21 protein-coding genes are annotated in these 21,652 nt (G+C 69.5%); 16 read left to right on the plus strand and 5 right to left on the minus strand.

Annotated features, from left to right (window positions below; translation table 11 throughout):
* Nucleotides 1-2: 2 nt before the first annotated feature.
* The gene (locus tag ACLQ2O_RS03925; RefSeq protein WP_425827230.1) at nucleotides 3-440 is read left to right on the plus strand and encodes an Lrp/AsnC family transcriptional regulator; all 438 of its coding nucleotides are present in this window, start codon (nucleotides 3-5) and stop codon (nucleotides 438-440) included.
* Here ACLQ2O_RS03925 and ACLQ2O_RS03930 read toward each other — a convergent pair.
* Nucleotides 402-1,400, minus strand: a complete 999-nt coding sequence (locus ACLQ2O_RS03930) for a hypothetical protein (protein ID WP_425827232.1) — start codon at nucleotides 1,398-1,400, stop codon at nucleotides 402-404. The genes ACLQ2O_RS03925 and ACLQ2O_RS03930 overlap by 39 nt on opposite strands.
* 182 nt (nucleotides 1,401-1,582) lie before the next feature.
* Between ACLQ2O_RS03930 and ACLQ2O_RS03935 the strand changes: the two genes are divergently transcribed.
* Nucleotides 1,583-2,794: a pyrophosphate--fructose-6-phosphate 1-phosphotransferase gene (locus tag ACLQ2O_RS03935; protein WP_425827234.1), complete on the plus strand. Its 1,212-nt coding sequence runs from the start codon at nucleotides 1,583-1,585 to the stop codon at nucleotides 2,792-2,794.
* A 4-nt stretch (nucleotides 2,795-2,798) separates the two neighbouring features.
* On the opposite strand, the gene ACLQ2O_RS03940 is transcribed toward ACLQ2O_RS03935, so the two are convergent.
* The gene (locus ACLQ2O_RS03940) at nucleotides 2,799-3,236 is read right to left on the minus strand and encodes a low molecular weight protein-tyrosine-phosphatase (protein ID WP_425827236.1); all 438 of its coding nucleotides are present in this window, start codon (nucleotides 3,234-3,236) and stop codon (nucleotides 2,799-2,801) included.
* A gap of 13 nt (nucleotides 3,237-3,249) precedes the next feature.
* Nucleotides 3,250-3,636, minus strand: a complete 387-nt coding sequence (locus ACLQ2O_RS03945) for a phage holin family protein (protein WP_425827238.1) — start codon at nucleotides 3,634-3,636, stop codon at nucleotides 3,250-3,252.
* Nucleotides 3,637-3,770: 134 nt separating this feature from the next.
* On the opposite strand from ACLQ2O_RS03945, the gene ACLQ2O_RS03950 reads away from it, so the two are divergent.
* Genes ACLQ2O_RS03950 through ACLQ2O_RS03985 form a run of 8 tightly spaced genes read left to right on the plus strand, consistent with a single transcriptional unit; the run spans nucleotide 3,771 to nucleotide 12,858 of the window.
* Nucleotides 3,771-5,015, plus strand: coding sequence for a DUF4185 domain-containing protein (locus ACLQ2O_RS03950; protein ID WP_425827240.1), 1,245 nt, complete (start codon nucleotides 3,771-3,773; stop codon nucleotides 5,013-5,015).
* A complete protein-coding gene (locus ACLQ2O_RS03955; RefSeq protein ID WP_425827242.1) occupies nucleotides 5,012-5,713 on the plus strand; it encodes a FadR/GntR family transcriptional regulator in 702 nt (233 codons plus the stop codon). Before ACLQ2O_RS03950 ends, ACLQ2O_RS03955 begins: the two co-directional genes overlap by 4 nt.
* Before the next feature lie 16 nt (nucleotides 5,714-5,729).
* The gene (locus tag ACLQ2O_RS03960; protein WP_425827244.1) at nucleotides 5,730-7,013 is read left to right on the plus strand and encodes an ABC transporter substrate-binding protein; all 1,284 of its coding nucleotides are present in this window, start codon (nucleotides 5,730-5,732) and stop codon (nucleotides 7,011-7,013) included.
* Nucleotides 7,010-7,897 (plus strand): carbohydrate ABC transporter permease, encoded by an 888-nt coding sequence (locus ACLQ2O_RS03965; protein ID WP_425827246.1) that lies wholly within the window; start codon nucleotides 7,010-7,012, stop codon nucleotides 7,895-7,897. The genes ACLQ2O_RS03960 and ACLQ2O_RS03965 overlap by 4 nt, the downstream gene beginning before the upstream one ends.
* On the plus strand, nucleotides 7,894-8,718 hold the full coding sequence (locus ACLQ2O_RS03970; RefSeq protein ID WP_425827248.1) for a carbohydrate ABC transporter permease: 825 nt from the start codon (nucleotides 7,894-7,896) through the stop codon (nucleotides 8,716-8,718). Before ACLQ2O_RS03965 ends, ACLQ2O_RS03970 begins: the two co-directional genes overlap by 4 nt.
* 17 nt (nucleotides 8,719-8,735) lie before the next feature.
* Complete coding sequence (locus ACLQ2O_RS03975) at nucleotides 8,736-9,581, plus strand: SDR family NAD(P)-dependent oxidoreductase (protein ID WP_425827250.1); 846 nt, start codon at nucleotides 8,736-8,738, stop codon at nucleotides 9,579-9,581.
* Complete coding sequence (locus ACLQ2O_RS03980) at nucleotides 9,578-10,798, plus strand: enolase C-terminal domain-like protein (RefSeq protein WP_425827252.1); 1,221 nt, start codon at nucleotides 9,578-9,580, stop codon at nucleotides 10,796-10,798. The genes ACLQ2O_RS03975 and ACLQ2O_RS03980 overlap by 4 nt, the downstream gene beginning before the upstream one ends.
* The gene (locus tag ACLQ2O_RS03985) at nucleotides 10,795-12,858 is read left to right on the plus strand and encodes a hypothetical protein (protein WP_425827254.1); all 2,064 of its coding nucleotides are present in this window, start codon (nucleotides 10,795-10,797) and stop codon (nucleotides 12,856-12,858) included. Before ACLQ2O_RS03980 ends, ACLQ2O_RS03985 begins: the two co-directional genes overlap by 4 nt.
* On the opposite strand, the gene ACLQ2O_RS03990 is transcribed toward ACLQ2O_RS03985, so the two are convergent.
* Nucleotides 12,859-13,527 carry a GntR family transcriptional regulator gene (locus tag ACLQ2O_RS03990; protein WP_425827256.1) on the minus strand — a complete coding sequence of 223 codons (669 nt, stop codon included), beginning with the start codon at nucleotides 13,525-13,527 and terminating at the stop codon, nucleotides 12,859-12,861.
* A gap of 185 nt (nucleotides 13,528-13,712) precedes the next feature.
* On the opposite strand from ACLQ2O_RS03990, the gene ACLQ2O_RS03995 reads away from it, so the two are divergent.
* The 5 genes from ACLQ2O_RS03995 (at nucleotide 13,713) to ACLQ2O_RS04015 (ending at nucleotide 18,856) form a co-directional block, all read left to right on the plus strand.
* Nucleotides 13,713-15,281, plus strand: coding sequence for a phage tail tip lysozyme (locus ACLQ2O_RS03995; RefSeq protein ID WP_425827258.1), 1,569 nt, complete (start codon nucleotides 13,713-13,715; stop codon nucleotides 15,279-15,281).
* Between the two features lie 64 nt (nucleotides 15,282-15,345).
* Nucleotides 15,346-15,960 carry a PEGA domain-containing protein gene (locus tag ACLQ2O_RS04000; RefSeq protein ID WP_425827260.1) on the plus strand — a complete coding sequence of 205 codons (615 nt, stop codon included), beginning with the start codon at nucleotides 15,346-15,348 and terminating at the stop codon, nucleotides 15,958-15,960.
* Between the two features lie 111 nt (nucleotides 15,961-16,071).
* Nucleotides 16,072-16,944 (plus strand): dimethylarginine dimethylaminohydrolase family protein, encoded by an 873-nt coding sequence (locus ACLQ2O_RS04005; protein ID WP_425827262.1) that lies wholly within the window; start codon nucleotides 16,072-16,074, stop codon nucleotides 16,942-16,944.
* Nucleotides 16,945-17,022: 78 nt separating this feature from the next.
* The gene (gene hisC, locus ACLQ2O_RS04010) at nucleotides 17,023-18,102 is read left to right on the plus strand and encodes a histidinol-phosphate transaminase (protein ID WP_425827264.1); all 1,080 of its coding nucleotides are present in this window, start codon (nucleotides 17,023-17,025) and stop codon (nucleotides 18,100-18,102) included.
* 28 nt (nucleotides 18,103-18,130) lie between these two features.
* Complete coding sequence (locus tag ACLQ2O_RS04015; protein WP_425827266.1) at nucleotides 18,131-18,856, plus strand: SDR family NAD(P)-dependent oxidoreductase; 726 nt, start codon at nucleotides 18,131-18,133, stop codon at nucleotides 18,854-18,856.
* A 124-nt stretch (nucleotides 18,857-18,980) separates the two neighbouring features.
* Here the strand turns inward: ACLQ2O_RS04015 and ACLQ2O_RS04020 are convergent, their stop codons facing one another.
* Nucleotides 18,981-19,577, minus strand: a complete 597-nt coding sequence (locus ACLQ2O_RS04020; RefSeq protein ID WP_425827268.1) for a hypothetical protein — start codon at nucleotides 19,575-19,577, stop codon at nucleotides 18,981-18,983.
* A 903-nt stretch (nucleotides 19,578-20,480) separates the two neighbouring features.
* Between ACLQ2O_RS04020 and pdhA the strand changes: the two genes are divergently transcribed.
* Nucleotides 20,481-21,650, plus strand: a complete 1,170-nt coding sequence (gene pdhA, locus ACLQ2O_RS04025; RefSeq protein ID WP_425827270.1) for a pyruvate dehydrogenase (acetyl-transferring) E1 component subunit alpha — start codon at nucleotides 20,481-20,483, stop codon at nucleotides 21,648-21,650.
* The last annotated feature ends 2 nt before the right edge of the window (nucleotides 21,651-21,652 follow it).

Raw genomic sequence — 21,652 nt, forward strand, 5'->3', positions numbered from 1 at the left:
AGATGATGGATGAGTTGAACACCCAGCTGCTGACCGAGCTGACCGCCGATCCGCGGCTGCGGACGACCGAGCTCGCGCGCCGGCTCGGGGTCTCCGCGCCGACCGTGCGCGAGCGGGTCACGCGGCTGGAGGAGTCGGGGGTGATCCGCGGCTACCGGCTCGACCTGGATCCCGCCGCGCTCGGTCTGCCGGTGGCCGCCTGGGTGCGGCTCAAGCCGGGGCCCGGGCAGATTCCGCGGATCATCGAGCTCGCCCAGGCGACTCCCGAGATCGTCGAGTGCCACCGGATCTCCGGCGAGGACTGCTTCCTGATCCGCGTCCAGGTCCCCGCGATCGACGCCCTGGAAGGCCTGCTGGACAAGCTCAACGTGCATGGCTCGACCAACAGCTCGTTCGTCGTCTCAACCCCGGTCCCGCCCCGCGCCGTCCCGCTGCGCTGAGCCGGCGTACCGACCGGCCACCGTCGCGAACGACTCCTTCGGCTCGCGCCGGTCGGTGTCGCGGACCGGGACCTTCACCACCCCGAACCCGGCCATGTCCAGGTCGAACAGCGGGTCGGACCAGTGCGGGAAGTCCTGCATCGCGTAGGTGAAGACGAAGCACCCGTGCACGCCGCGTTCGTCGTACAGGTCGATCAGTTCGCCCAGGTACGCCGCCTGGGTCGCCTCGTCGCGCTGGTACCCCTCCTTGACCCGCGGCGGCGTGGCGAACCAGTTGACGATCAGGAACGACCCCGGCCCGCGCCGGTCCGCCCCGACGAACGAGCCGCAGCCGAACTCCGTGATCACCACCGGCTTGCTCGACTCCTCGACCAATGCATCAAGCCGTCGCTCGTACGCCGCGGAGTCGGTGCCCAAGCGGTACAGGTTCACCCCGACCACGTCGAAGCCGGACCAGTCGACCTGCTCCCAGTAGCCGGCCGCGTAGCTGACCGGCCCGTGGAACGACTCCCGCGCGGTCGCCAGCGCGGCCTTCAGCAGGACGCCCAGCTTGCGGGTGATCCGGCGGTCGAAGAAGCGCCGCCACCGGATCAGCACCTGGATCCGCAGGAAGATCCGCGGGCCCGGGATCATCCCCGGCGCGCTCAGCGAGAACTCGCTGCCGACCAGCAACGTGACGCGACCTGGGTAGCGCGTCCGCAGGTCCTCGGCCATCACCGCCGTCCGGGCCAGGTGTGCGAGGACCTCCCGGTGCGGCCGGTCCTCGACGTACGGGCGGATCCAGACGTCGAGCCCGAGCTCCAGCGCGTACGACGCGGCCACCCGGTGCCGCTCGGGATCGGACTCGATCAGCATCACCGTGTCGCAGTGCAGCTCCTCGGCGATCGCCCGCAGATCACCCCGGACGACGTCCGGATCGGTCGCGGGAACGTACGAGATGCCACGCAGCTGCAGACCCATCTCCGCAGTCTCCCGGGCACTGCCGACCGGGCGGTAGACCCGTGGCGGCATCGAAGACCAAAGTCGGACGCGCCGGGTACTTCGGTCGCCCCTGTCCGCCTGGTGGGCCCCGACCAGCGCCGGAAGTGGTCTGCCTCACTACGCTGTGAGCGACTTCAGCGACCTTCGGAAGGACCCGACCCATGGCTGCCGACAAGCCCGTCCGCAGAGTTGCCCTTCTCACCGCGGGTGGGCTCGCGCCCTGCCTGTCGTCCGCCGTCGGCGGACTGATCCAGCGCTACACCGCCGTGGCGCCGGACGTGGAGATCATCGGATACCTGAACGGGTACCACGGCCTGCTCAGCGGCCGGTACGTCGACGTGACGCCCGAGGTGCGCGCCAAGGCCGGCCTGCTGCACCAGTTCGGCGGCAGCCCGATCGGCAACAGCCGGGTCAAGCTGACCAACACGGCCGACCTGGTCAAGCGCGGCCTGATCGCCGACGGGCAGAACGCCCTGCAGGTGGCGGCCGAGCGGCTGGTCGCCGACGGCGTCGACGTCCTGCACACGATCGGCGGCGACGACACCAACACGACCGCGGCCGACCTCGCGGCGTACCTGCACGAGCACGACTACGACCTGACCGTTGTCGGCCTGCCGAAGACGATCGACAACGACGTGGTGCCGATCCGGCAGAGCCTCGGTGCCTGGACCGCCGCCGAGCAGGGCGCGCTGTTCGCCCGCAACGTGATCGCCGAGCACAGCTCGAACCCGCGGATGCTGGTCGTGCACGAGGTGATGGGCCGCAACTGCGGCTGGCTCACCGCCGCCACCGCGCTGTCGTACCGTGAGTGGGTCACGGCGCAGGAGTGGAACCCGGGCATCGGCCTGACGCAGGGCGGCTGGGACGTGCACGCCGTGTACGTGCCGGAGGCAACGATCGACCTGGACGCCGAGGCCGAGCGCCTGAAGGCCGTGATGGACGAGAACGACTGCGTGAACATCTTCCTGTCCGAGGGCGCCGGCGTACCGGCGATCGTGGCCGAGCTGGAGGCCCGCGGCGAGGAGGTCGGCCGGGACCCGTTCGGGCACGTCAAGCTGGACACGATCAACCCGGGTGCCTGGTTCGCCAAGCAGTTCGCCGAGCGGATCGGCGCCGAGAAGACGATGGTGCAGAAGAGCGGGTACTTCAGCCGCTCGGCCGCCGCCAACGACAAGGATCTGGCGCTGATCAAGGAGTGCACCGACTACGCCGTGGACGCGGCGCTGCGCGGTGAGTCCGGGGTCGTCGGCCACGACGAGGAGCGCGGCGACGAGCTGCGTGCGATCGAGTTCCCGCGGATCGCCGGCGGCAAGGAGTTCGACGCGGACGTGGAGTGGTTCACCGCCCTGAAGGCGGAGATCGGCCAGCCGTAGGCAGTCAGCGAGAAAGCCGCGCGACCCACAGGTCCGCGGCTTTCTCGATCTGGTCGAGTACGTCGTCGAAGCCTTCGTCCTCGCCGTAGTACGGGTCCGGTACGTCGATGTCGGCGAACAGCCCGACCGTCACGGCCTCGTCGCCGAGCCGGCGGTTGAGCGCCGACAGGTGCCCCGAGTCCATCGCCAGCACCAGGTCGCGCTCGGCGAACCAGCAGCTGCGGAACTCCTGCGCTCGGTGCGCGCTGCCGTCGTACCCGCGTCTGGCCAGGGCCGCGGCGGCCCGGGCGTCCATCGGGTCGCCGATGTGCCAGCCGCTCGTGCCCGAGCTGGTCACCACGACGTCGTCCAGGCCGGCCTCGGCGAGCTTGGCGCGCAGCACCACCTCGCCGACCGGTGAGCGGCAGATGTTGCCCGTGCAGACCACCTCGACGCGCCTCACCGCGGGACTCATCTCAGCGGATCTCCGCCTTGTCCGGCAGGACGACGTTCAGCAGCATGCCGACCAGCGTGATCACCAGGGAGCCGAGCAGCGCCGCGACGAACCCGTCGACGTGGAACTGGACGTCGAGCTTGCCGGTGATCCAGGAGGTCAGCAGCAGCATCAGGGCGTTGATCACGAAGATCAGCAGGCCCAGCGTCAGGATGATGAACGGCAGCGAGAGCAGCTTGGCGATCGGCTTCACGACCGCGTTCACGACGCCGAAGATGGCCGCGACGATCAGCAGCGCGAGCACCCGCCGTCCGGTGGTCGCCCCCTCCAGCGTGATCCCCCCGACGACCCAGCTCGCCACCGCCAGCGCGACGGCGTTCGCCAGCAACTTGATGATCAGGTTCTTCATGCTCCCGATCCTCCCATCCGCGCGTGCCGCCGCGGCTCACCGGTGACCCTGAGCCTTCCCGAGTCTTGACAGGCTAATGACCAAGTGATCAGATCATTTTCTCAAGAGGTAAGTCTCTGTCGAAGAGGATGATGGTGAAGGACAACAAGTCACACCGCCGCTGGATCGCCGCCGTCACCACCGTGACCGCGGTGGCCGCGGCCGCCACGAGCCTGTCGCCCGCCGCCGCCGAACCCGTCCCGTCGCCTGTCATCGGCGCCCTCCGCGCCCCGGCGACGACCACCACCGGACCGCCGCACGCGTTCGCCGCGCAGACCGGGACCCAGAACTGCGCGACCGTACGGACGACGTGGAAGGCGACCGCGCGGCCGCACGCCGCTCCCGAGGCCCTGTTCAACGCCTACAGCGACACCGGCAAGGGCTGGACGGGCGCGGACAGCACGTACTCCGTCCGCCTGCCCGGAGGCCGGACCGCCTGGATCTTCTCCGACACCTTCCTCGGCCCGGTCAACCCGGACGGCAGCCGGCCCACCACGACGCCGTTCATCAACAACTCGTTCATGGTGCAGCGCGGCAAGACCCTGAAGACCGTCACCGGCGGTACGGCGGCCGACCCGACGGCACTGGTCCCGCCGCCCGCGAACGGCTGGTACTGGTTCGGCGCCGCGGGCACGAGCAAGGCCGGCCGGAACCTCGACGTCGTCGCGCTGCGGTTCGAGCGGACCGGGCCGGGTCAGTGGGACTGGCACTGGGCGAGCAACTCACTCGCCCGGTTCGACAGCAAGACGCTGAAGCTGCAGAAGCTGATCCCGTTGCCGTCGGCGGCCAACATCCAGTGGTCCGGCTGGCTGCTGCGCGAAGGCGGCTACACCTACGTGTACGGCGTCGAGGACCTGGGCGCGTCGAAGTACGAGCACGTCGCGCGGGTCCGAGGCGACGACCTGGCCGCGGCGCCCTGGCAGTACTGGACCGGCAGCGGCTGGTCGGCGGACGAGAGCGCGTCGGCGCGCGTGCTCGAGGGCGTCGCCAACGAGCACAGCGTCACCCGCTGGGGCGACGGGTACCTGCTGGTCACGCACGACACCACCGAGCTGTTCAGCGATCGCGTCGTCGGCTACTTCTCCTGCTCGCCGACCGGCCCGTTCGTCAACCAGGTCGAGCTGTACCGGACGCCCGAGACCGGCGCGACGGGCAGCTACGGCGACGCGGACATCATCACCTACAACTCCCACGAGCACCCCGACCTGCGCCGCGGCAACACGCTGCTGGTCAGCTACAACGTCAACAGCCTCGACTCGAACAACGACCTGTACGCCGACGTCAGCATCTACCGGCCACGGTTCGTCGGCGTCAGCCTCACCCGGGACAGCGGCCGATGAGCACGCCAGGCGTCGTACGGCGGACTCTGCTCGACGATCTCGCCGCGTCGATGCTGACGCTGATCGCCGAGCGCAAGCTGGCCGCCGGCGACCCGTTCGAGTCGGTCCGGTCCCTGGCGGACCGGTTCAAGGTCGCCGTACCGACCGTGCGCGAGACGCTGCGCCGGCTCGAGGCGACCGGCGCGGTCGAGCTCCGGCACGGCTCCGGCGTGTACGTCGGTCCGCACATCGGCAGGCTCGTCCTGGCCAACCCGCTGGCGCCGACCCCGACGGCGGACCGGCTGGTCGAGCTGCTCCAGGCCAGGGTCCTGATCGAGCCGCCGGTGGCGGCGCTGGCGGCCCAGGTCCGGAGCGCCGAGGCACTCGACCGGATGGCGACCGACCTGGCCGCGGCCGCGGAGCTGATCGCCGTCGGCGACCATGCCCGGCTGGCCGAGGTCAACATGGACTTCCACCGCAACCTCGCGCAGGCGTCGGGCAACGCGACGCTGGCCGAGGTGGTCGAGTCCGTCACCGTCGTCAACGTCCGTGAGCAGCTCGAGATCCTGCACATCCACGGTGACCGGCAGACCGACCTGGTCGAGCACCAGGCCATCCTCGCCGCCGTCCGGGCCGGCGAGGCCGAGCTGGCCGAGCGGCTCACCCGTGAGCACCTGGGCGGCGTGCTCGCCGTCATCAACGAACGCGTCCACCCCTGAGCCGAAAGGTCGACCCATGACACGCATCGCCAACCGCAGCACCGCGCTCACCGCACTCGCGGTGGCCGGCGCGCTCGCCCTGTCCGCCTGCGGCGGCGGTGGCTCCCCGGCCGCGAAGGGCGAGGACAAGCCCGTCGACTCGCTGAAGTTCTACAACGACAAGGGCGGCTGGAAGGACGCGTTCGTCCAGGTCGGTGCCGCGAGCAAGAAGGATGCCGGGGTCGGCATCGAGCCGGTCGGCTACTCCGACTCCAACGCCTACACCGCGTTCATCCGCTCGTCGTTCCGGACCAAGGAGAAGGCGGACCTGTTCACCTGGCACACCGGCAAGGAGCTGGAGGACCTGGTCGACCAGAAGCTGGTCGCCGAGACCACCGACCAGTGGACCAAGGCGGTTGCTGACGGCAACATTCCGGCGGCGCTCAAGCCGTACTTCACCTACGACGACAAGCAGTACTGCATCCCGCTGAACGCCGGCTACTGGGTGATGTACTACAACAAGGCCGTCTTCAAGAAGGCCGGGATCACCGCCACCCCGAAGACCTGGCCGGAGCTGCTCGCGGTCGCCGACAAGGTCAAGGCCGCCGGGGTGAAGCCGTTCTACCAGACCAACATCCTGTTCAGCTTCGTCTGGTTCGAGACGCTGCTGGCCGGCAAGGACCCCGACCTGTACGACGCGCTCGCGACCGGCAAGGCCAAGTACACCGACCCGGGTGTGGTCGAGGTGATGAACGACTGGAAGAAGATGATCGAGGCCGGCTACTTCAGCGACCCGGGCGCGAAGACCGAGCCGCAGAGCCAGCTGAAGAACGGCGAGGTCGGGATGGTCAACTTCGGCACCTGGTTCAGCGGCTCGCTGAACACGCTGAAGATGAAGGCCGGCACCGACTACGACTTCTTCGTGATCCCGAACGTGAACGCGTCCCTGCCGAAGACCTCGATGATCTTCGAGACCGGCCCGGTCTGCTCGGCCGCCAAGAGCGACCACGCCTCGACGGTGACCAAGTGGAGCGACTGGTGGGTCGGCCCGCAGGCGCAGACGGCGTGGGCGAACGCCCGGGGCGACCTGTCCTTCAACCCGAAGGCCGAGGTCAAGGACCCGGGCCTGGCCACCCTGAACAAGGACGTCGGCGGTGAGGGCTACCGGCTGATCAACCGCTGGTTCGAGGCGACGCCGGTCCCGGTCGCGACCAAGGCGCTGGAGGTGTTCGGCGCGTTCGTCACCAAGCCGGGCGACCCGATGCCCGGACTGCAGAAGATCCAGGCCGAGGCGGACGAGTACTGGGCCAAGCAGAAGTGAGCTCGAAGGTTCGCGACGCCCGTACTGGTGGCCGGGCGGCGCCCCTGTTCGGACTGCCGGCCGCCGGTGTCGTCGCGCTGCTGCTGTACGTGCCGTTCCTGTGGACGACGTACGTCAGCTTCACCGACTACGACGGACTCGAGTCGCCGGTGTGGTCCGGACTGACCAACTACAAGGCGATGTTCAGCGACCCGGACCTGATCGGGGCGCTGACCAACACGCTGCTGTGGGTGGTCGGGATGGTCACGCTGCCGGTCGCGCTCGGCCTGGTGATCGCAGTCCTGACCTACGGGCACCGGTGGGGGACCTGGCTGCGCCTGCCGTTCCTGCTGCCGTACGCGATCTCCGGGGTAGCGGTCGGCGTCATCTGGGGCTTCGTGCTGCAGCCGGACGGCGCGCTCGGGCAGGCGCTCGGGTTCTTCGGGCTGCCCGGCGCGCACACAGGCTGGCTGCAGGCCGGGCCGGGTAACACGCTGATGATGATCGTGGCGGTCACCTGGCAGGCGGCCGGCGTGAACGCGCTGCTGTTCGTGGTCGGGCTGCAGTCCATCCCGGCCGAGCCGCTGGAGGCCGCCCGGCTGGACGGTGCCGAGGGGTTCCGGTTGTTCGCGCACCACCTCTGGCCGCAGCTGCGGCCGATCACCACCGTCGTGATCGGGCTGTCGATCGTCGGCAGCCTGAAGACCTTCGACGTGGTCTGGGTGATGACGCAAGGCGGCCCCGGTACGTCGTCGGAGACGCTCGCGCTGTCCATGTACAAGGAGACCTTCGTGCTCAACGACTACGGCCAGGGCGCGGCGATCGCGCTGTTCCTCAGCCTGGTCACGTTCGCCGCGTCGGTGCTCTACCTGCGCTACCAGCTCGCGGACGGGGACTCACGATGAAGAACACCTCCTCGGGTCCGGTCCGCACGGTGCTGCTCGCCGTACTCGGGCTGATCTGGCTGCTGCCGGTGTACCTGCTGGTCGTGAACGCGGCCAAGCCTGTCGACGGGTTCAACGCGGCCACCGTCTGGAAACCGGACGGGTTCTCGTTGTTCGCCAACTTCGCCGACGCCTGGGACAAGGCCGCGCTCGGTGGCACGGTGCTGGCGACCACGCTCTACAGCGTCGTGGCGCCGGTGCTCGCCGTGCTGATCGGCGCGGCGGCCGGGTACGCGATCGTGGTCCTGCGGCTCAAACGCGGGTTCCTGTGGTTCGTGTTCATCTTCGGCGGCACGATCTTCCCGCTGCAGATGGTGCTGATGCCGCTGTTCTCCGGCTACGCGAGCTCCGGCCTGTACGACACCAGGCTCGGCATGGTCGTCGTCTACACCGCGATCAGCGTGCCGTTCTCGGCCTTCGTGATGCGCAACTTCTTCACCGGCATCGCGCGCAGCGTGTTCGAGGCCGCGATCGTCGACGGCGGCGGCCTGTTCCGGATCTTCCGCAGCATCTACCTGCCGATGGCCGGCAGCGCGCTGGCCGCGATCTTCATCCTGCAGGCGACGTTCGTCTGGAACGACCTGCTGCTCGGCCTGACGCTGAGCCAGTCCGACTCGGTCCGGCCGATCATGCCGGCCCTGACCGGCCTGCAGAGCACGTACGGCGGCGCCGCGCTGCCCACCGTGCTGGCCGGCGGCCTGCTGGTGTCACTGCCGACGGTCGTGCTGTTCCTGGCCGCCCAACGCTTCTTCTCCCGGGGCCTCGCCCTCGGGCAGTTCTGATCTCTCGGAGGATCTCCATGTCACAGGAACCGCACAGCGCTGCGGCGTCGCGCGCACCGCAGACCGCTCCGGCCGGCGGGGCGATCGGCACCGCCGTGATCACCGGCGCCGCCGCCGGGATCGGCCGAGGCGCGGCCGAGCGCCTCGTCCAGGCCGGGGCCCGGGTCTTCGCCCTGGACCGGGACGCCGATGCCCTGGCGGCCCTGGCGACCGAGCTCGGCGGCCAGGTCGTCCCACTGGTCGTCGACGTGGGGGACCGCGACGCGCTCGCGGGCGCAGCGCGGCAGGTCGCGGCCGCGGTCGGCGAGGAGGGCCTGTCCGCGCTCGTCTGCGCGGCCGGCGTACAGCGTTACGGCACCGTCGTGGACACGCCGTACCAGGTGTACGACGACGTGATGGCGATCAACATCGGTGGGGTCTTCTTCGCCTGCCAGTCGTTCGTCCCGTTGCTGACCCGCGGCGGCAGCGTCGTGGTCGTCTCCTCGGTCCAGGCGTACGCCGCGCAGCACGGCGTCGCGGCGTACGCGATGGGCAAGGGTGCGCTGCTCTCGTTGGTCCGGGCGATGGCCGTGGACCACGCGGCCGACGGCATCCGGGTCAACGCGGTCTGCCCGGGCTCGGTGGACACCCCGATGCTGCGGACCTCGGCGGCGGAGTTCGGTGGCGGGCGGTCGACCGACGAGGTGGTCGCCGAATGGGGTCGCTCGCACCCGCTCGGCCGGGTGGCGACGCCCGCGGAAGTTGCCGACGTCATCCATTTCCTGACCTCTCCGGCGGCGGCCTTCGTCACCGGGGCCGACGTGAAGGTCGACGGTGGGCTGACCGCCGGGCTGGCCGTCGTACTGCCGGAGGAGGGCAAGTGAGCGGACTGAAGATCGTCGACGTCCGGGCGACGACGGTGACGGTGCCGCTGGAGGCACCGCTGCGGCACAGCAACGGTGCGCACTGGGGACGGTTCGTCCGCACGGTGGTCGAGGTCGAGGCCGACAACGGGCTGATCGGCCTCGGCGAGATGGGCGGCGGTGGCCAGAGCGCCGAGGCCGCCATCGCGGGGCTGAAGCCGTACCTGGTCGGGCACGACCCGGCGCGTACCGAGGCGTTGCGCTGGATGCTGGCCAACCCGACCGCGAGCCTGTACAACAATCGCACCCAGTTGCTCGCGGCCATCGAGTTCGCCTGCCTCGACCTGCAGGGCCGCGCGCTCGGCGTACCGGTGCACGAGCTGCTCGGCGGCAAGGTCCGGGACCGGGTGCCGTTCGCCAGCTACCTGTTCTTCCGGCACCCGGCCGACGACGGCACCGGCGAGATCAGCACCCCCGATCAGTTGGTCGAGCACGCCCGGACGCTGGTCGACGAGCACGGCTTCAGCGTGCACAAGCTCAAGGGTGGCGTGTTCGCGCCGGACTACGAACGCGACTGCCTCCGGGCGCTGGCCGAGGCGTTCCCCGGGCACCGCGTTCGGTTCGACCCGAACGGCGCGTTCAGCGTCGAGGAGGCGATCCGCTTCGCCCGCGGGATCGAGGACCTCGACAACGACTACCTGGAGGACCCGACCTGGGGCATGAACGGCATGCGTCGGGTCCGCGACAAGACGCCGATCCCGCTGGCCACCAACACCGTGGTGGTGAACTTCGAGCAGCTCGCCGCGAACGTCCGCGACCCCGCGGTCGACGTGATCCTGCTCGACACCACCTTCTGGGGCGGCATCCGTCCGTGCGTGAAGGCCGCCGGGGTCTGCGAGACCTTCCAGCTCGGCGTGGCCGTGCACTCCTCGGGCGAGCTGGGCATCCAGCTGTCCACGATGCTGCACCTCGGCGCCGTCGTACCGAACCTCGCGTTCTCCGCCGACGCGCACTACCACCACCTGCGCGACGACGTCATCGTCGGCGGCAAGCTCCCGTACGTCGACGGCGCGATCGCCGTACCGGAAGGGCCCGGGCTGGGCGTCGAGCTCGACCGGGACAAGCTCGCCGAGTACGCCGAGCTGTTCCGCGAGCTCGGTCCGTACCCGTACGACCGCGACCCGGCGCGCCCGGACTGGTATCCCCTCCTGCCGAACACCGATTGGGCCTCCGCATGACCATCCCCACCGCTGCCGATCTCGCGAGCGACGTCCTCACCCATACCTACGACGACATGTTCAACCCGCCCGGCCTGACCAACTTCCTCGGGACCGCGCAGGTCGACCTGGACGTGTTCGCCGTGCGCAGCGTGAACTTCCCGCCGTACTCGCACGGCGACTGCATCACCGGTCAGCTGTACGTCGACGGCCGCCTGGCCCGCTCGTACGGCGGCGAGGTGGACGTGGTCTGGCGGCCGGACTGCGTGGTCCGCTCGACCACGGTCGACGGGCTGTCGTTGCGCACCACGACGGCCTGTGCGCCGGGGCGCCCGGCGGTCGTCGTACAGCTGGAGGTGGAGGGGACGCCCGGGCGGGAGGTGCGGATCGGACTGGCACTCGCCAGTACGGCGACGCGTTCGCCCAGCGGCTGGCTGCGCCCGGAGCCGCCGTCGGAGCCGAACACACTGGCCGCTGCCGACGGGCGCGTCGCCCTGGTCGGGACCGGTGAGTCGGGCTCGGCGGTGAGCCTGCAGGGGTTCGACGGGCCGGGGGAGGTCCGTGGGCAGTCCCTCGTCGAGACGACGCTCACGCTCGATGCTTCGGGGCGGGGACGGCTCGGGTACGTCCACGTGCTCACCGGGACAGTCACCGAGGCAGGGGAGCACTACGACGCCTGCGTGGCCGACGTACCGGGTGTGCTGGAGGCGGCCGAGCAGCTGTGGGACAAGGCGCTGGCGGATGCGTTCGACCCGGCCGGTGACGGGTTCAGCGGGTCGCTGCCGGTGCTGGAGACGTCCAACGAGGCGCTGCGCAAGCTGTACTGGTGGGGTGTGCTCGGGGTGATCTGGTTCCGCCGGGACAACCCGGCGAGCGTGCTGGGCCGGACGTACGACACGTTGATGCCGCGGTACTGGCAGACCACGACGTTCATCTGGGACTACAGCCTCTCCTCGCTGACCCACGCGCTGCTCGACCCCGAGCCGATGCGGCGCCACATCGAGCACTGGATCGACCTCGACACCCACGCGCACTTCGGGACCGAGTGGCTCACCGGCGGACCGGTCGGCTACTGGTACTCGGTCAACGACTTCGCGATGACGCGGCTGGTGCGGGACTACGTCAGGTTCACCGGGGACGGCGACTTCCTCGCGGCACCGGTCGGCCGGGAGACCGCCCGCAAACCCGTCGCGGAGCACCTGCACGACTGGGCGACGGCGTGGCGCGGCCTGCGCAAGGACCACGCGCTCGCCGACTACGGCGGCATCGACAACCTGATGGAGTGCGTCAGCAGCTACGTCCACGAGGTGGCCAGCTTCAACGCGGCGAACGTCTGGTGCCTGCGAGTGGCCGCCGAGGTCGTCGAGCGCGACGGTGACGTCGGCCGGGCCGAACTGCTGCGCAAGGAGGCCGACGAGCAGGCCGGGCACGTCAACGAGCTGTACATCGAGGGAGCAGGCTTCTGGCACGCCCGGCAGCCGGACGGCACGCTGTGGCCCGTCCGGCACTGCTACGACTTCAACATCGTCGGTACGACGATGGCCGACGACCTGTCCGAGACGCAGCGCACCGAGATGGTCGAGTTCTTCCAGCGGGAGCTGCAGACGCCGACCTGGATGCGGGCGCTCTCGCCGTACGACGCGGACGCGGCCTTCAGCCTGCGGCCGGACCACCAGTGGAACGGTGCCTATCCGGCCTGGCCCGCGGACGCCGGGCGAGCGCTGTTCGCTCTCGGCCGCGGCGACGTGGCGCTGGACTGGCTGCCCGGTCTGGCGAAGACGGCGAACCAGGGCCCGTGCGGTCAGGCGCACTTCGTCGAGGAGGCCGTGCCGGCGATGGCCGGAGGAGCACGAAAGTCGCCGCCGCAGTTCCCGTACCTGATCGACTGGTCCTGCTCGTCGTCCGGCTCCTGGGTCAGCCTGATCCTCGAGGGAGTCTTCGGTCTGCAGATCGGCCTCGACGGCAGCGTCGCCGCGACCCCGCAGCTGAGCACGCTCGACCCGGAGGCCCGCCTCCTGGGCCTGCGAGTGGGCGGCACCAGCTACAACGTCACCGCGAACGGGGTAGCTGCTGTGCAGTGATCAACTGTGCGGGATCGCGATGGCTTCCAGCAGGGACTCCTCGGCTCCGGCCAGATGCCTCCGGAGCTCCTCGACGCACTCGTCGAGCTCACCCTTCTCCAGCAGCCGGATCAGCTTGCGGTGCGAGGCAACCTGCTGCTTCGCGTCCTGCCGGAGCGCGTCCACCCGAGCGAGCGCCAGCCTGGCCTCGCCCGTGATCGAGTCGGCCGTAGCGATCAGCCGCTCGCTCCCGGTCAGCGCGACCAGGCTGCGGTGGATCGCCAGGTGCGTCTCGGTCATCGCCTCCGGGTCCGCGCCGTCCTTGGCGGTCGCGGCGAACTCCCGCATCGCCACCCGGACTTGCTCCCGGGCGGACTCCTCGGCGTCGTACCAGGCCTTGATCCCGGCCGACTCGAGCACGAACCGCGCGCGGCAGATGTCGGCGACCGCGCCTGGGTGCAGGATCGCGACGCTGACGCCCTTGTTCGGCTCGCGGACCGCCAACCCCTCGGTGACCAGCATCGTCATCGCCTCGCGCACGGTGCTGCGGGCGACCCCGAGCGCCTCGGCCAGCGGCTGCTCGCGCAGCGGCGTACCGGGTTCGAGGTCGCCGGCGAAGAGAGCGGCCCGGAGCGCGTCCACGACCCGGTCCACCGTGGTCGAGCGATCTACTCGCAGCCGTTCGTACATGGGAGGATTCTCGTCCAGTCAGAGGCCGTTGTCGCGCGCGGCGCGGTCCCCCGACCCTACCTGTGGACAACTCCCGACATGATGAGCCACTTTTCGGGCAGTCTGTTCCTAGCGCCCTGGGGCGCTGGCGAGCGACGGCCGCCCACTCTCCGCCCGGAGAGCCGCTGATCGACCAGGAGGACGCGATGGAGGGGAAGGCACTGCCCGCCCTGAGCTTCGTCGGGCTCGCTCTCGTCCTTCCGTTGCTGATCGTCGTGGCGATGCTGGTCACCTCGATGGGCTCGATCGGCGAGGCGGCGGACTGCGGTGCGTCCACGAGCGCCGGCAAGGCGTTCGGCTGGCCGACCGAGGAGCAGGAGCCGTCCGGGGACTGGGACGACGGCGACCCCAAGCACACCGGTCTCGACTTCGACGTCGACAAGGGCAGCAAGGTGATGGCCGCCGAGGACGGCGAGGTGATCGACACCGGCGGCGACTGGATCAAGATCAAGCACCAGGACGACGCGGTCCAGACCTGGTACCGGTTCTTCGAGTCCAAGAGCGTCCGGGTCGGCGACAAGGTCAAACGCGGTCAGGAGATCGGCAAGTCCGGCTCGGGCGACGAGGACGAGCCAGGTGAGTCCGGCGAGCACCTGCACTTCGAGCTGCGGATCCGCGGCGGCGAGGACGGCAAGGGCGACCTGCAGCCGCAGGACCCGACCGACGAGCTCGGCGCGGACAGCTCGGAGTCGTCGGGGTGCTGCGGCGGCGGCGCGCTGGTCGGCGGGACGAACCAGGAGAAGGCCTTCAACTTCTTCGCGTCGAACGGGTTCAGCAAGGAGCAGGCCGCCGGCATCGTCGGCAACATGATCCACGAGTCGAGCGTCGAGCCGGCTCGCCTGCAGGGCACGCTGCCCGGTGTGGAGACGCCGGCCGGCCAGGCCGTCGGCAGCACGCTCGGCTGGGGCATCGTCCAGTGGACCCCGGCCGGCAAGATGATCAGACCGTCCCTGGAGGCCACCAACAACGACGAGGCCAAGGTCGCGTCGCTGGAGTGGCAGCTGGAGTTCCTGCTCAAGCAGCTGAACGGCGAAGGACCGCTGCCGGAGGAGAACGCCGGCAACAAGCTGCACGCGGCGAACGGGGTCGCGGCGGCCGCGGTCGCGTTCGGCCAGTACTTCGAGCGCTTCGCCGGGTCCGAGGACCTGAGCAACCCGCGCTACACCGAGCGCAAGGCGACCGCCGCCGAGGTCTTCGCGACCTTCGGTGATGGCGCGGCCCCCGGTGGTGGCGGGTGCGGCGCGGGCAACGGTGACATCGTCGCGACCGCGAAGAACCTCGCCTGGGACACCCCCGGCCACGGCAAGAACAAGGGCGACGCCAAGCCGGAGTACCAGGCGGCGCTGCCGGAGTACAACGGCTCGACCGGCACCGACGAGTACTCCGACTGCGGAGTCTTCGTCGCGACCGTGATGCGGATGAGTGGCGCCGACCCGGACTACCCGGTGCGCGGCACCGACGTCCAGAAGACCTACCTGGACAGCTCGGACAAGTGGGACATGCACTACGGCTGGGGTGAGGACAAGCTGCAGCCCGGCGACGTCCTGATCGGGCCGGGCCACACCTACCTGTACGTCGGCGAGTTCAACGGGTACAACTCGGCGGCCGCGTCCCTGCACGGCCACGTGCCGGAGGCCGGCAACGCCTACCAGGTGGGAACGCAGCTGGGGTTCGTGATCGCCCGGCTGAAGAACGCGCCGACCCCGAAGGACTGACCAGCACCGATCATTGGCACCGACGTACCGCACCGACCGGCACCGAACGACGGAGGAGAGACAGATGGACGAGGAGAGGCCGCGGCTCTGGCTGCTCAGCGGCGTCGTGGTCGTCATCCTGGTGGTGCTGATCGGCGGCTACCTGGCCTTCCGCGGTGGCGCGGAGTCGAAGCTGACCGTCAAGTCGATCCCGAACGACCTGACCCTGACCATCGACGGCCAACCGATCGCGGCCAACGGCGAGGTCAAGATCAAGGCCGGCCAGCACACGCTGAAGGGCGAGCGGGACGGTTTCGAGACCTACACCCAGACCGTGACGGCCAAGGGCGGCGACCCGCTGTCGGTCAAGATGTACCTGTACGCCAACGGCCCGGCCGGCCGCAGCTGGGTGCAGAACAACCCCGACCAGGCCCTCGAGGCCGAGGCCGAGGCCGGCCGCAAGTACGACGAGATCCAGCGCCGCCTGGCCGCGAAGTACCCGGTGATGCGCGAGCTCCCGTACGTCGGCCCAGGCTTCAAGGCGACGTACGGCTCGTCCAGGTCCGACCCGAACAACCCCGAGGCGATCTCCCTCAAGATCCGCACCTACGCCCCGGAGGGCCGCACGAAAGCCCTCGAGTGGATCGAAGGCCACGGCTACGACCCGGCCACCCTCGACATCGTCTGGACGACTTCGTAGGCACTCGGTCCGGCCCTGGTTGACGTTCCCCTGGTTGATCTGCACACTGACTGATTGTCGGACAATCAGAGAATCCGTCGATCACGGATCAGAGTGCGAAGAGGTACGTCGATGGGTCAGTCGCTGGGGTGGGGTCGCCGCAACCTGATGGTCCGGCCGGACCACTACCGGATCGACTACGTGATCAATCCGTACATGTCGACCCAGGACCAGCCCGACCCGGAGCTGGCGACCAAGCAGTGGGAGTCGCTGCGGCAGGCGATCGTCGACGCCGGCGGGAGCGTCGAGGTGCTCGAGCAGCGCCCGGACTCGCCCGACATGGTGTACGCGATGAACGTCGGCCTGGCCACCGCCGACGGCCGGGCGATGCTGTCGCACATGCGGTTCGAGCCGCGCCGCAAGGAGTCGCTGTCCGCGGCGGAGTGGTTCACCGGTAACGGCTTCACGCTCAGCCGGATCGGCACCGACGGTGTCGGCCCGCACTTCGAGTCCGGTGACGCCTTCGTCTTCGGCGACGCCCTGGTCGTCGGCTACGGCCACCGCTCCGAGGCGCTGGCGCTCAAGCACCTGGCGACCGAGTGGAACATCCGGGTCCGTGGCCTACGGATCGCGCACGAGGGCATGTACCACCTGGACCTGCCGTTCTGCCCGGTCGACAGCACCCACGCGATGATCTACCCGCCGGCTTTCGACGCGGCCGGCCGGGCGCAGCTCGAGCAGATCGTGCCGGAGCCGATCGTGCTCACCGACGAGGAGGCGTTCGCGTTCAGCGGCAACGCCGTCGTGGTCGGCGAGACGATCCTGATGCCGGACTGCTCGCCGCGGCTGCGCGAGATCCTGACCGGCCTCGGGCTGCGCGTCGTCGTGCTCGACCTGTCCGAGTTCCACAAGGGCGGCGGCTCGGCGCGGTGCATGACGAATCCGCTCGATTTCGATCTTTCTGGTATCAGTGTCCCCGGTGGAGAGGTCATCCTGCCGGGCTGAGCCAGGATTGCTGGACAGTTTGTACAGTCACGAGGCGAACTCTTCTACCCAGGTGCTGCCAGACCTTAGCCTGCGGTCATGACCGCACAGGATGAGGTCCGCTTCCGCCCCTGCCTGGACGACGTCCCGGCGTACAAGCCGGGCCGTCCGCCGGAGCGCACCGACGGCCGCCCGACGTACAAGCTGTCCAGCAACGAGAACCCGTACCCGCCGCTGCCGGGTGTGCTGGCCGCGGCGACGGCCGCTGCCGGGGACATGAACCGGTACCCGGACATGGGCGCGGTCGACCTCCTCGAGGCGTTGTCGGAGCGGTTCGGCGTACCGGTCAGTGATCTCGCGGTCGGGACGGGCTCGGTCGCGGTGCTGTACCACCTGCTGCAGGCGGCGTGCTCGGCCGGCGACGAGGTCGTCTACGCGTGGCGGTCGTTCGAGGCGTACCCGATCGCGGTGCAGCTGACCGGCGCGACGTCGGTCCGGGTGCCGCTGACCGAGGACGCGCGGCACGACTTCAAGGCGATGGAAGCCGCCATCACCGACCGGACCCGGGTCGTGCTCGTCTGTACGCCGAACAACCCGACCGGTCCCGTCGTACGGCGTGACGAGTTGCTCGCGTTCCTGGACGTCGTCCCGGCGAACGTGTTGGTGGTGATCGACGAGGCGTACCGCGAGTTCGTCCGCGAGCCGGAGACCGTCGACGGCGCCGAGATCTACCGCGACCGGCCGAACGTGGTCGTGCTGCGCACGTTCTCCAAGGCGTACGGGCTGGCCGGCTTCCGCGTCGGCTACGCGATCGGCCACCCGCCGGTCGTCGCCGCGATCCGCAAGTGCGCCCTGCCTTTCGGCGTCAGCCAGGTCGCCCAGGCCGCCGCGATCGCGTCGATCCACGCCGAGCAGGAGCTGCTCGACCGCGTCGAGTCCCTCTGCCACGAACGCCGCCGCGTCGTCGGTGAGCTCCAGGCGGCTGGGTGGGACGTCCCCGAGACCCACGCGAACTTCGTCTGGATGCCGCTCGGCGAGGACACCGTCCCCTTCGCGGAGGCCGTCCAGGCCGAAGGGGTCTCCGTCCGCCCGTTCCCCGGCGAAGGCGCCCGGGTCACCATCGGCGAGCCTGAGGCCAACGACCTCTTCCTCCAGGTAGCCCGCACCTGGCGCAAGTGAGGCTCGCGGCCGTCGGTACGTTGACGGCGTGAGTGGACAAGCACTGATCTGGATCTCAGGAGCCTCGGCGGGCATCGGAGCCGCGCTGGCCGCGAACGTGCCGTGGCCGGACGCTCGGGTGATCGATCTGTCCCGCCGGGGTGGGGGAGCGGCCGCCGAGCACTTCGCGGCCGACCTCGCCGAGCCCGCGGAGTGGGAACGCGTTGAACGGCACTTCGCCGAGGAGCTGGACGGCTTCGACGGTGAGCGGCTGGTGTTCGTGCACAACGCGGGGACCGTGACGCCGATCGGGCCGGCCGGGGACGTCGATCCGGCGGCCTACACGCGGGCGGTGCTGCTGAACTCGGCCGCGCCGCAGGTGCTCGGGCGGGCGTTCTTGCGAGCGACGGCCGGGCTGGAGTGCGAGAAGCACCTGGTGATGCTCACGTCGGGAGCCGCGAAGAAGCCGTACGCGGGGTGGTCGGCGTACAACGCAGGCAAGGCGGCCGTCGACCACTGGGTGCGGACCGTGGGCCTGGAGGCGAACGGGTGCCGGGTGGTCGCGGTCGCGCCCGGAGTGGTCGACACCGCGATGCAGGGGGAGATTCGGAAGGTCGACGAGCGGGCGTTCCCCTCGGTCGAGCGGTTCCGGGAGTTGCGCCGGACCGGCGGGCTGAGTACGCCGGAGGCCGCGGCCGCGGGGATCTGGTCGGTCGTGGAGCGGTCGTTGCCGAGCGGATCGGTGGTCGATCTGCGCGATCTGCTCGACCTGTAGACAACAGCAGAACGGCACCGGGAAGGAGTGAGGCTTGCTTCCCGGTGCCGTTCGAATGGTGCTACCGATTCAGTCGCCCCACCGAGGCGACAGTGTCGGGTCCTGCATCACTGACCAGGGAGGGTCAGTTGTTCTGGCCGACTTCCTGCTCACAGGTCTTGATCGACTCGACCGCGTTCGCGTTCTGGTCGAGACCCAGCAGAGCCGTCAGGTCCGAGATCGGGACCTGGACGCCAACGGCGTTGATCGGGATGTCGTTGTGGCAGGCCTGGAACGGGCCGACCTTGTTGTCCGAGACCGAGATCAGGCCGTCGTCGCCGGCGCGGTACCACTTGCCGTGGTTGTCGTTCTGGCCGACCTCCTGCTCGCAGGTCTTGACCGCGGTGGCGGAGTTGCCGTTCTGGTCCAGACCGACGATGCCGACGATGTCCTTGACCGGGACCTGGACACCCACGGCGTTCACCGGGATGAAGTTGTCACAGGCCTGGAACGGGCCGACCTTGTTGTCGTCAACGGCGATCAGGCCGCCGTCGCGGTCAACGCCGTACCACTTGTGGGCACCCTTGTCGCCGTAGCCCTTGGAGGCCGCGGAAACGGTGTCAGCAAGGCCGCTGTTGGCCTTCGAGTCGTCGATCATGTTCGCGCTGACGACGGTGGCCAGGCCCAGCGTGGCGACGGTCGCCACGGCCGCAGCAGCGGCGATCTTGCGTGTTACCTGCATTATGCGAGGTTTCCTTTCGGGTTTGACGGATTCGTCTTAGTGGGTAACGACGCCTGGGTACGCCGGTTACAGACTTTTTCGTCGAGTTTTGTTTCGGATGGATGACAGCCGGAACTTCTCAGGCGGCAGACCACTCGGTCCCTGACGCCGCAACAACCGGGCCCTGACCAGGCAACTTGCGGGTAACTGAGAGCGCAGGCGCTTTGCCTGCCGCGGCGGGAAAGTTGTTCCCGCGAGTTCCGCCCGAACGCGTAACCGATCCCGGATTTCCTCGTTGTGTCATCGCGGGAGACGGATCGCCCGGTGATTCATGGAAGATTTTCGGCGGGCTCGGTGGCCATCGAATCGGCAATACCATGATGAATCGGTATGTCGTCGCACTATTGCCGGAGTTCGCGCCGTGTTTTTTCGGGGCACAGCGCGCGACCGGCAACTCTGGACCCGCTGCCGCGCGCATCGGCAGCGGTGGGAGACCCGGGCACCCCATGGGAGCCCGGGTCTTTCTATTCCTGACGCGCGCGAACGCCCGCGCGCGCGAGCGGCGCCCTGATCGGTACGAAGGTGTGACACAAAACACTCGGAGTGCGCAGCGGGCGTCACACGGCTCGCTGCGAGCGTGCCGACGGCCCCGGAGATGACCACTTGATGGACTGGTGTCTCAGGGCGGCACGCCTTTCGGTACCGGCGTACGAGTTGGCGTCCAGGAAGTTAGCGCCGCAACGATCCGCTGGGTACGGTGTCCGGCAAGATGGGCAGTGATACCAGTGAGGAGGTTCACTGCCGAGCGGTGCATCAACCCTGGATCCACGTGGTCCGCCTGCGAAGCCTCACCCGGCCGCGTCAGGCCGGGCAGCGTGCTAGTTGCGGTCGCGGCGATCCCGCGCTCGAACCCGAGGAGTGCATGTGAGTGAGTCGGTGCCGGGCCTTGCCCCGGAAGTGTTCGCGCCCGTCGAGGCGCCGGTCAGTCCCCCACAGGCCTCCGAGGAGGTCGAGTTCGTCCAGCTGCTGACGCCCGAAGGTGAGCGCGTCGAGCACCCGGACTACTCCTTCGACCTCGACGACGAGGCGATCAAGGGCTTCTACCGGGACATGACCCTGGTCCGCCGGATCGACACCGAGGCGACCGCGCTGCAGCGGCAGGGTGAGCTGGGCCTGTGGGCCTCGCTGCTCGGCCAGGAGGCGGCCCAGATCGGCTCCGGCCGCGCGCTGAACTCGAAGGACATGGTCTTCCCGACCTACCGCGAGCACGGCGTCGCGTTCTGCCAGGGCGTCAACCCGCTGAACCTGCTCGGCCTGTTCCGCGGTGTCGACCAGGGCGCCTGGGACCCCCGGGACAACAACTTCCACCTCTACACGATCGTGATCGGCGCCCAGACGCTGCACGCGACCGGGTACGCGATGGGTCAGCAGCGCGACCACGCGGTCGGCGACCCGGAGACCGGCGAGGCGACGATCGCGTACTTCGGCGACGGCGCCAGCAGCCAGGGCGACGTCAACGAGGCGTTCATCTACGCCTCGGTGTTCAACGCGCCGGTGGTCTTCTTCTGCCAGAACAACCAGTGGGCGATCTCGGAGCCGATCGACCGGCAGACCCGGATCCCGCTGTACCAGCGCGCGGCCGGCTTCGGTTTCCCCGGCGTCCGCGTCGACGGCAACGACGTCCTGGCGACGTACGCGGTCACCCAGCAGGCGTTGAAGCGGGCCCGGGAGGGCAGCGGCCCGACGCTCGTCGAGGCCTACACGTACCGGATGGGCGCGCACACCACGTCCGACGACCCGACCAAGTACCGGCTGTCGGAGGACCTGGAGTACTGGAAGCTCAAGGACCCGATCGAGCGCGTCAAGGCGTACCTGGCCCGCCAGGCCGGCGTCGAGCACGCCTTCTTCGACGACGTCGAGGCCGAGGCCGACCAGGTCGCCGCCGAGCTGCGTCAGGGCTGCCTGGCGATGCCCGACCCGGAGCTGACCGACTTCTTCAAGTACGCGTACGTCGACATGCCCGAGGAGCTCGCCGAGCAGCGTGACTCCTACGCCGCGTACGCCGCTTCCTTCCACGCAGACGGCGAGGTCTGAGC

Origin of the sequence: Kribbella sp. DT2, assembly GCF_049844575.1 — a bacterium.
In the GTDB taxonomy this organism is placed as follows: domain Bacteria; phylum Actinomycetota; class Actinomycetes; order Propionibacteriales; family Kribbellaceae; genus Kribbella.

Excerpts from the sequence above, each read along its gene's own strand:
- ACLQ2O_RS03925 (WP_425827230.1), top strand. The coding sequence starts at position 3 with ATGATGGATGAGTTGAACACCCAGCTGCTGACCGAGCTGACCGCCGAT.
- ACLQ2O_RS03930 (WP_425827232.1), bottom strand. The coding sequence starts at position 1,400 with ATGGGTCTGCAGCTGCGTGGCATCTCGTACGTTCCCGCGACCGATCCG.
- ACLQ2O_RS03935 (WP_425827234.1), top strand. The coding sequence starts at position 1,583 with ATGGCTGCCGACAAGCCCGTCCGCAGAGTTGCCCTTCTCACCGCGGGT.
- ACLQ2O_RS03945 (WP_425827238.1), bottom strand. The coding sequence starts at position 3,636 with ATGAAGAACCTGATCATCAAGTTGCTGGCGAACGCCGTCGCGCTGGCG.
- ACLQ2O_RS03955 (WP_425827242.1), top strand. The coding sequence starts at position 5,012 with ATGAGCACGCCAGGCGTCGTACGGCGGACTCTGCTCGACGATCTCGCC.
- ACLQ2O_RS03960 (WP_425827244.1), top strand. The coding sequence starts at position 5,730 with ATGACACGCATCGCCAACCGCAGCACCGCGCTCACCGCACTCGCGGTG.
- ACLQ2O_RS03970 (WP_425827248.1), top strand. The coding sequence starts at position 7,894 with ATGAAGAACACCTCCTCGGGTCCGGTCCGCACGGTGCTGCTCGCCGTA.
- ACLQ2O_RS03975 (WP_425827250.1), top strand. The coding sequence starts at position 8,736 with ATGTCACAGGAACCGCACAGCGCTGCGGCGTCGCGCGCACCGCAGACC.
- ACLQ2O_RS03985 (WP_425827254.1), top strand. The coding sequence starts at position 10,795 with ATGACCATCCCCACCGCTGCCGATCTCGCGAGCGACGTCCTCACCCAT.
- ACLQ2O_RS03990 (WP_425827256.1), bottom strand. The coding sequence starts at position 13,527 with ATGTACGAACGGCTGCGAGTAGATCGCTCGACCACGGTGGACCGGGTC.
- ACLQ2O_RS03995 (WP_425827258.1), top strand. The coding sequence starts at position 13,713 with ATGGAGGGGAAGGCACTGCCCGCCCTGAGCTTCGTCGGGCTCGCTCTC.
- ACLQ2O_RS04000 (WP_425827260.1), top strand. The coding sequence starts at position 15,346 with ATGGACGAGGAGAGGCCGCGGCTCTGGCTGCTCAGCGGCGTCGTGGTC.
- ACLQ2O_RS04005 (WP_425827262.1), top strand. The coding sequence starts at position 16,072 with ATGGGTCAGTCGCTGGGGTGGGGTCGCCGCAACCTGATGGTCCGGCCG.
- hisC (WP_425827264.1), top strand. The coding sequence starts at position 17,023 with ATGACCGCACAGGATGAGGTCCGCTTCCGCCCCTGCCTGGACGACGTC.
- ACLQ2O_RS04020 (WP_425827268.1), bottom strand. The coding sequence starts at position 19,577 with ATGCAGGTAACACGCAAGATCGCCGCTGCTGCGGCCGTGGCGACCGTC.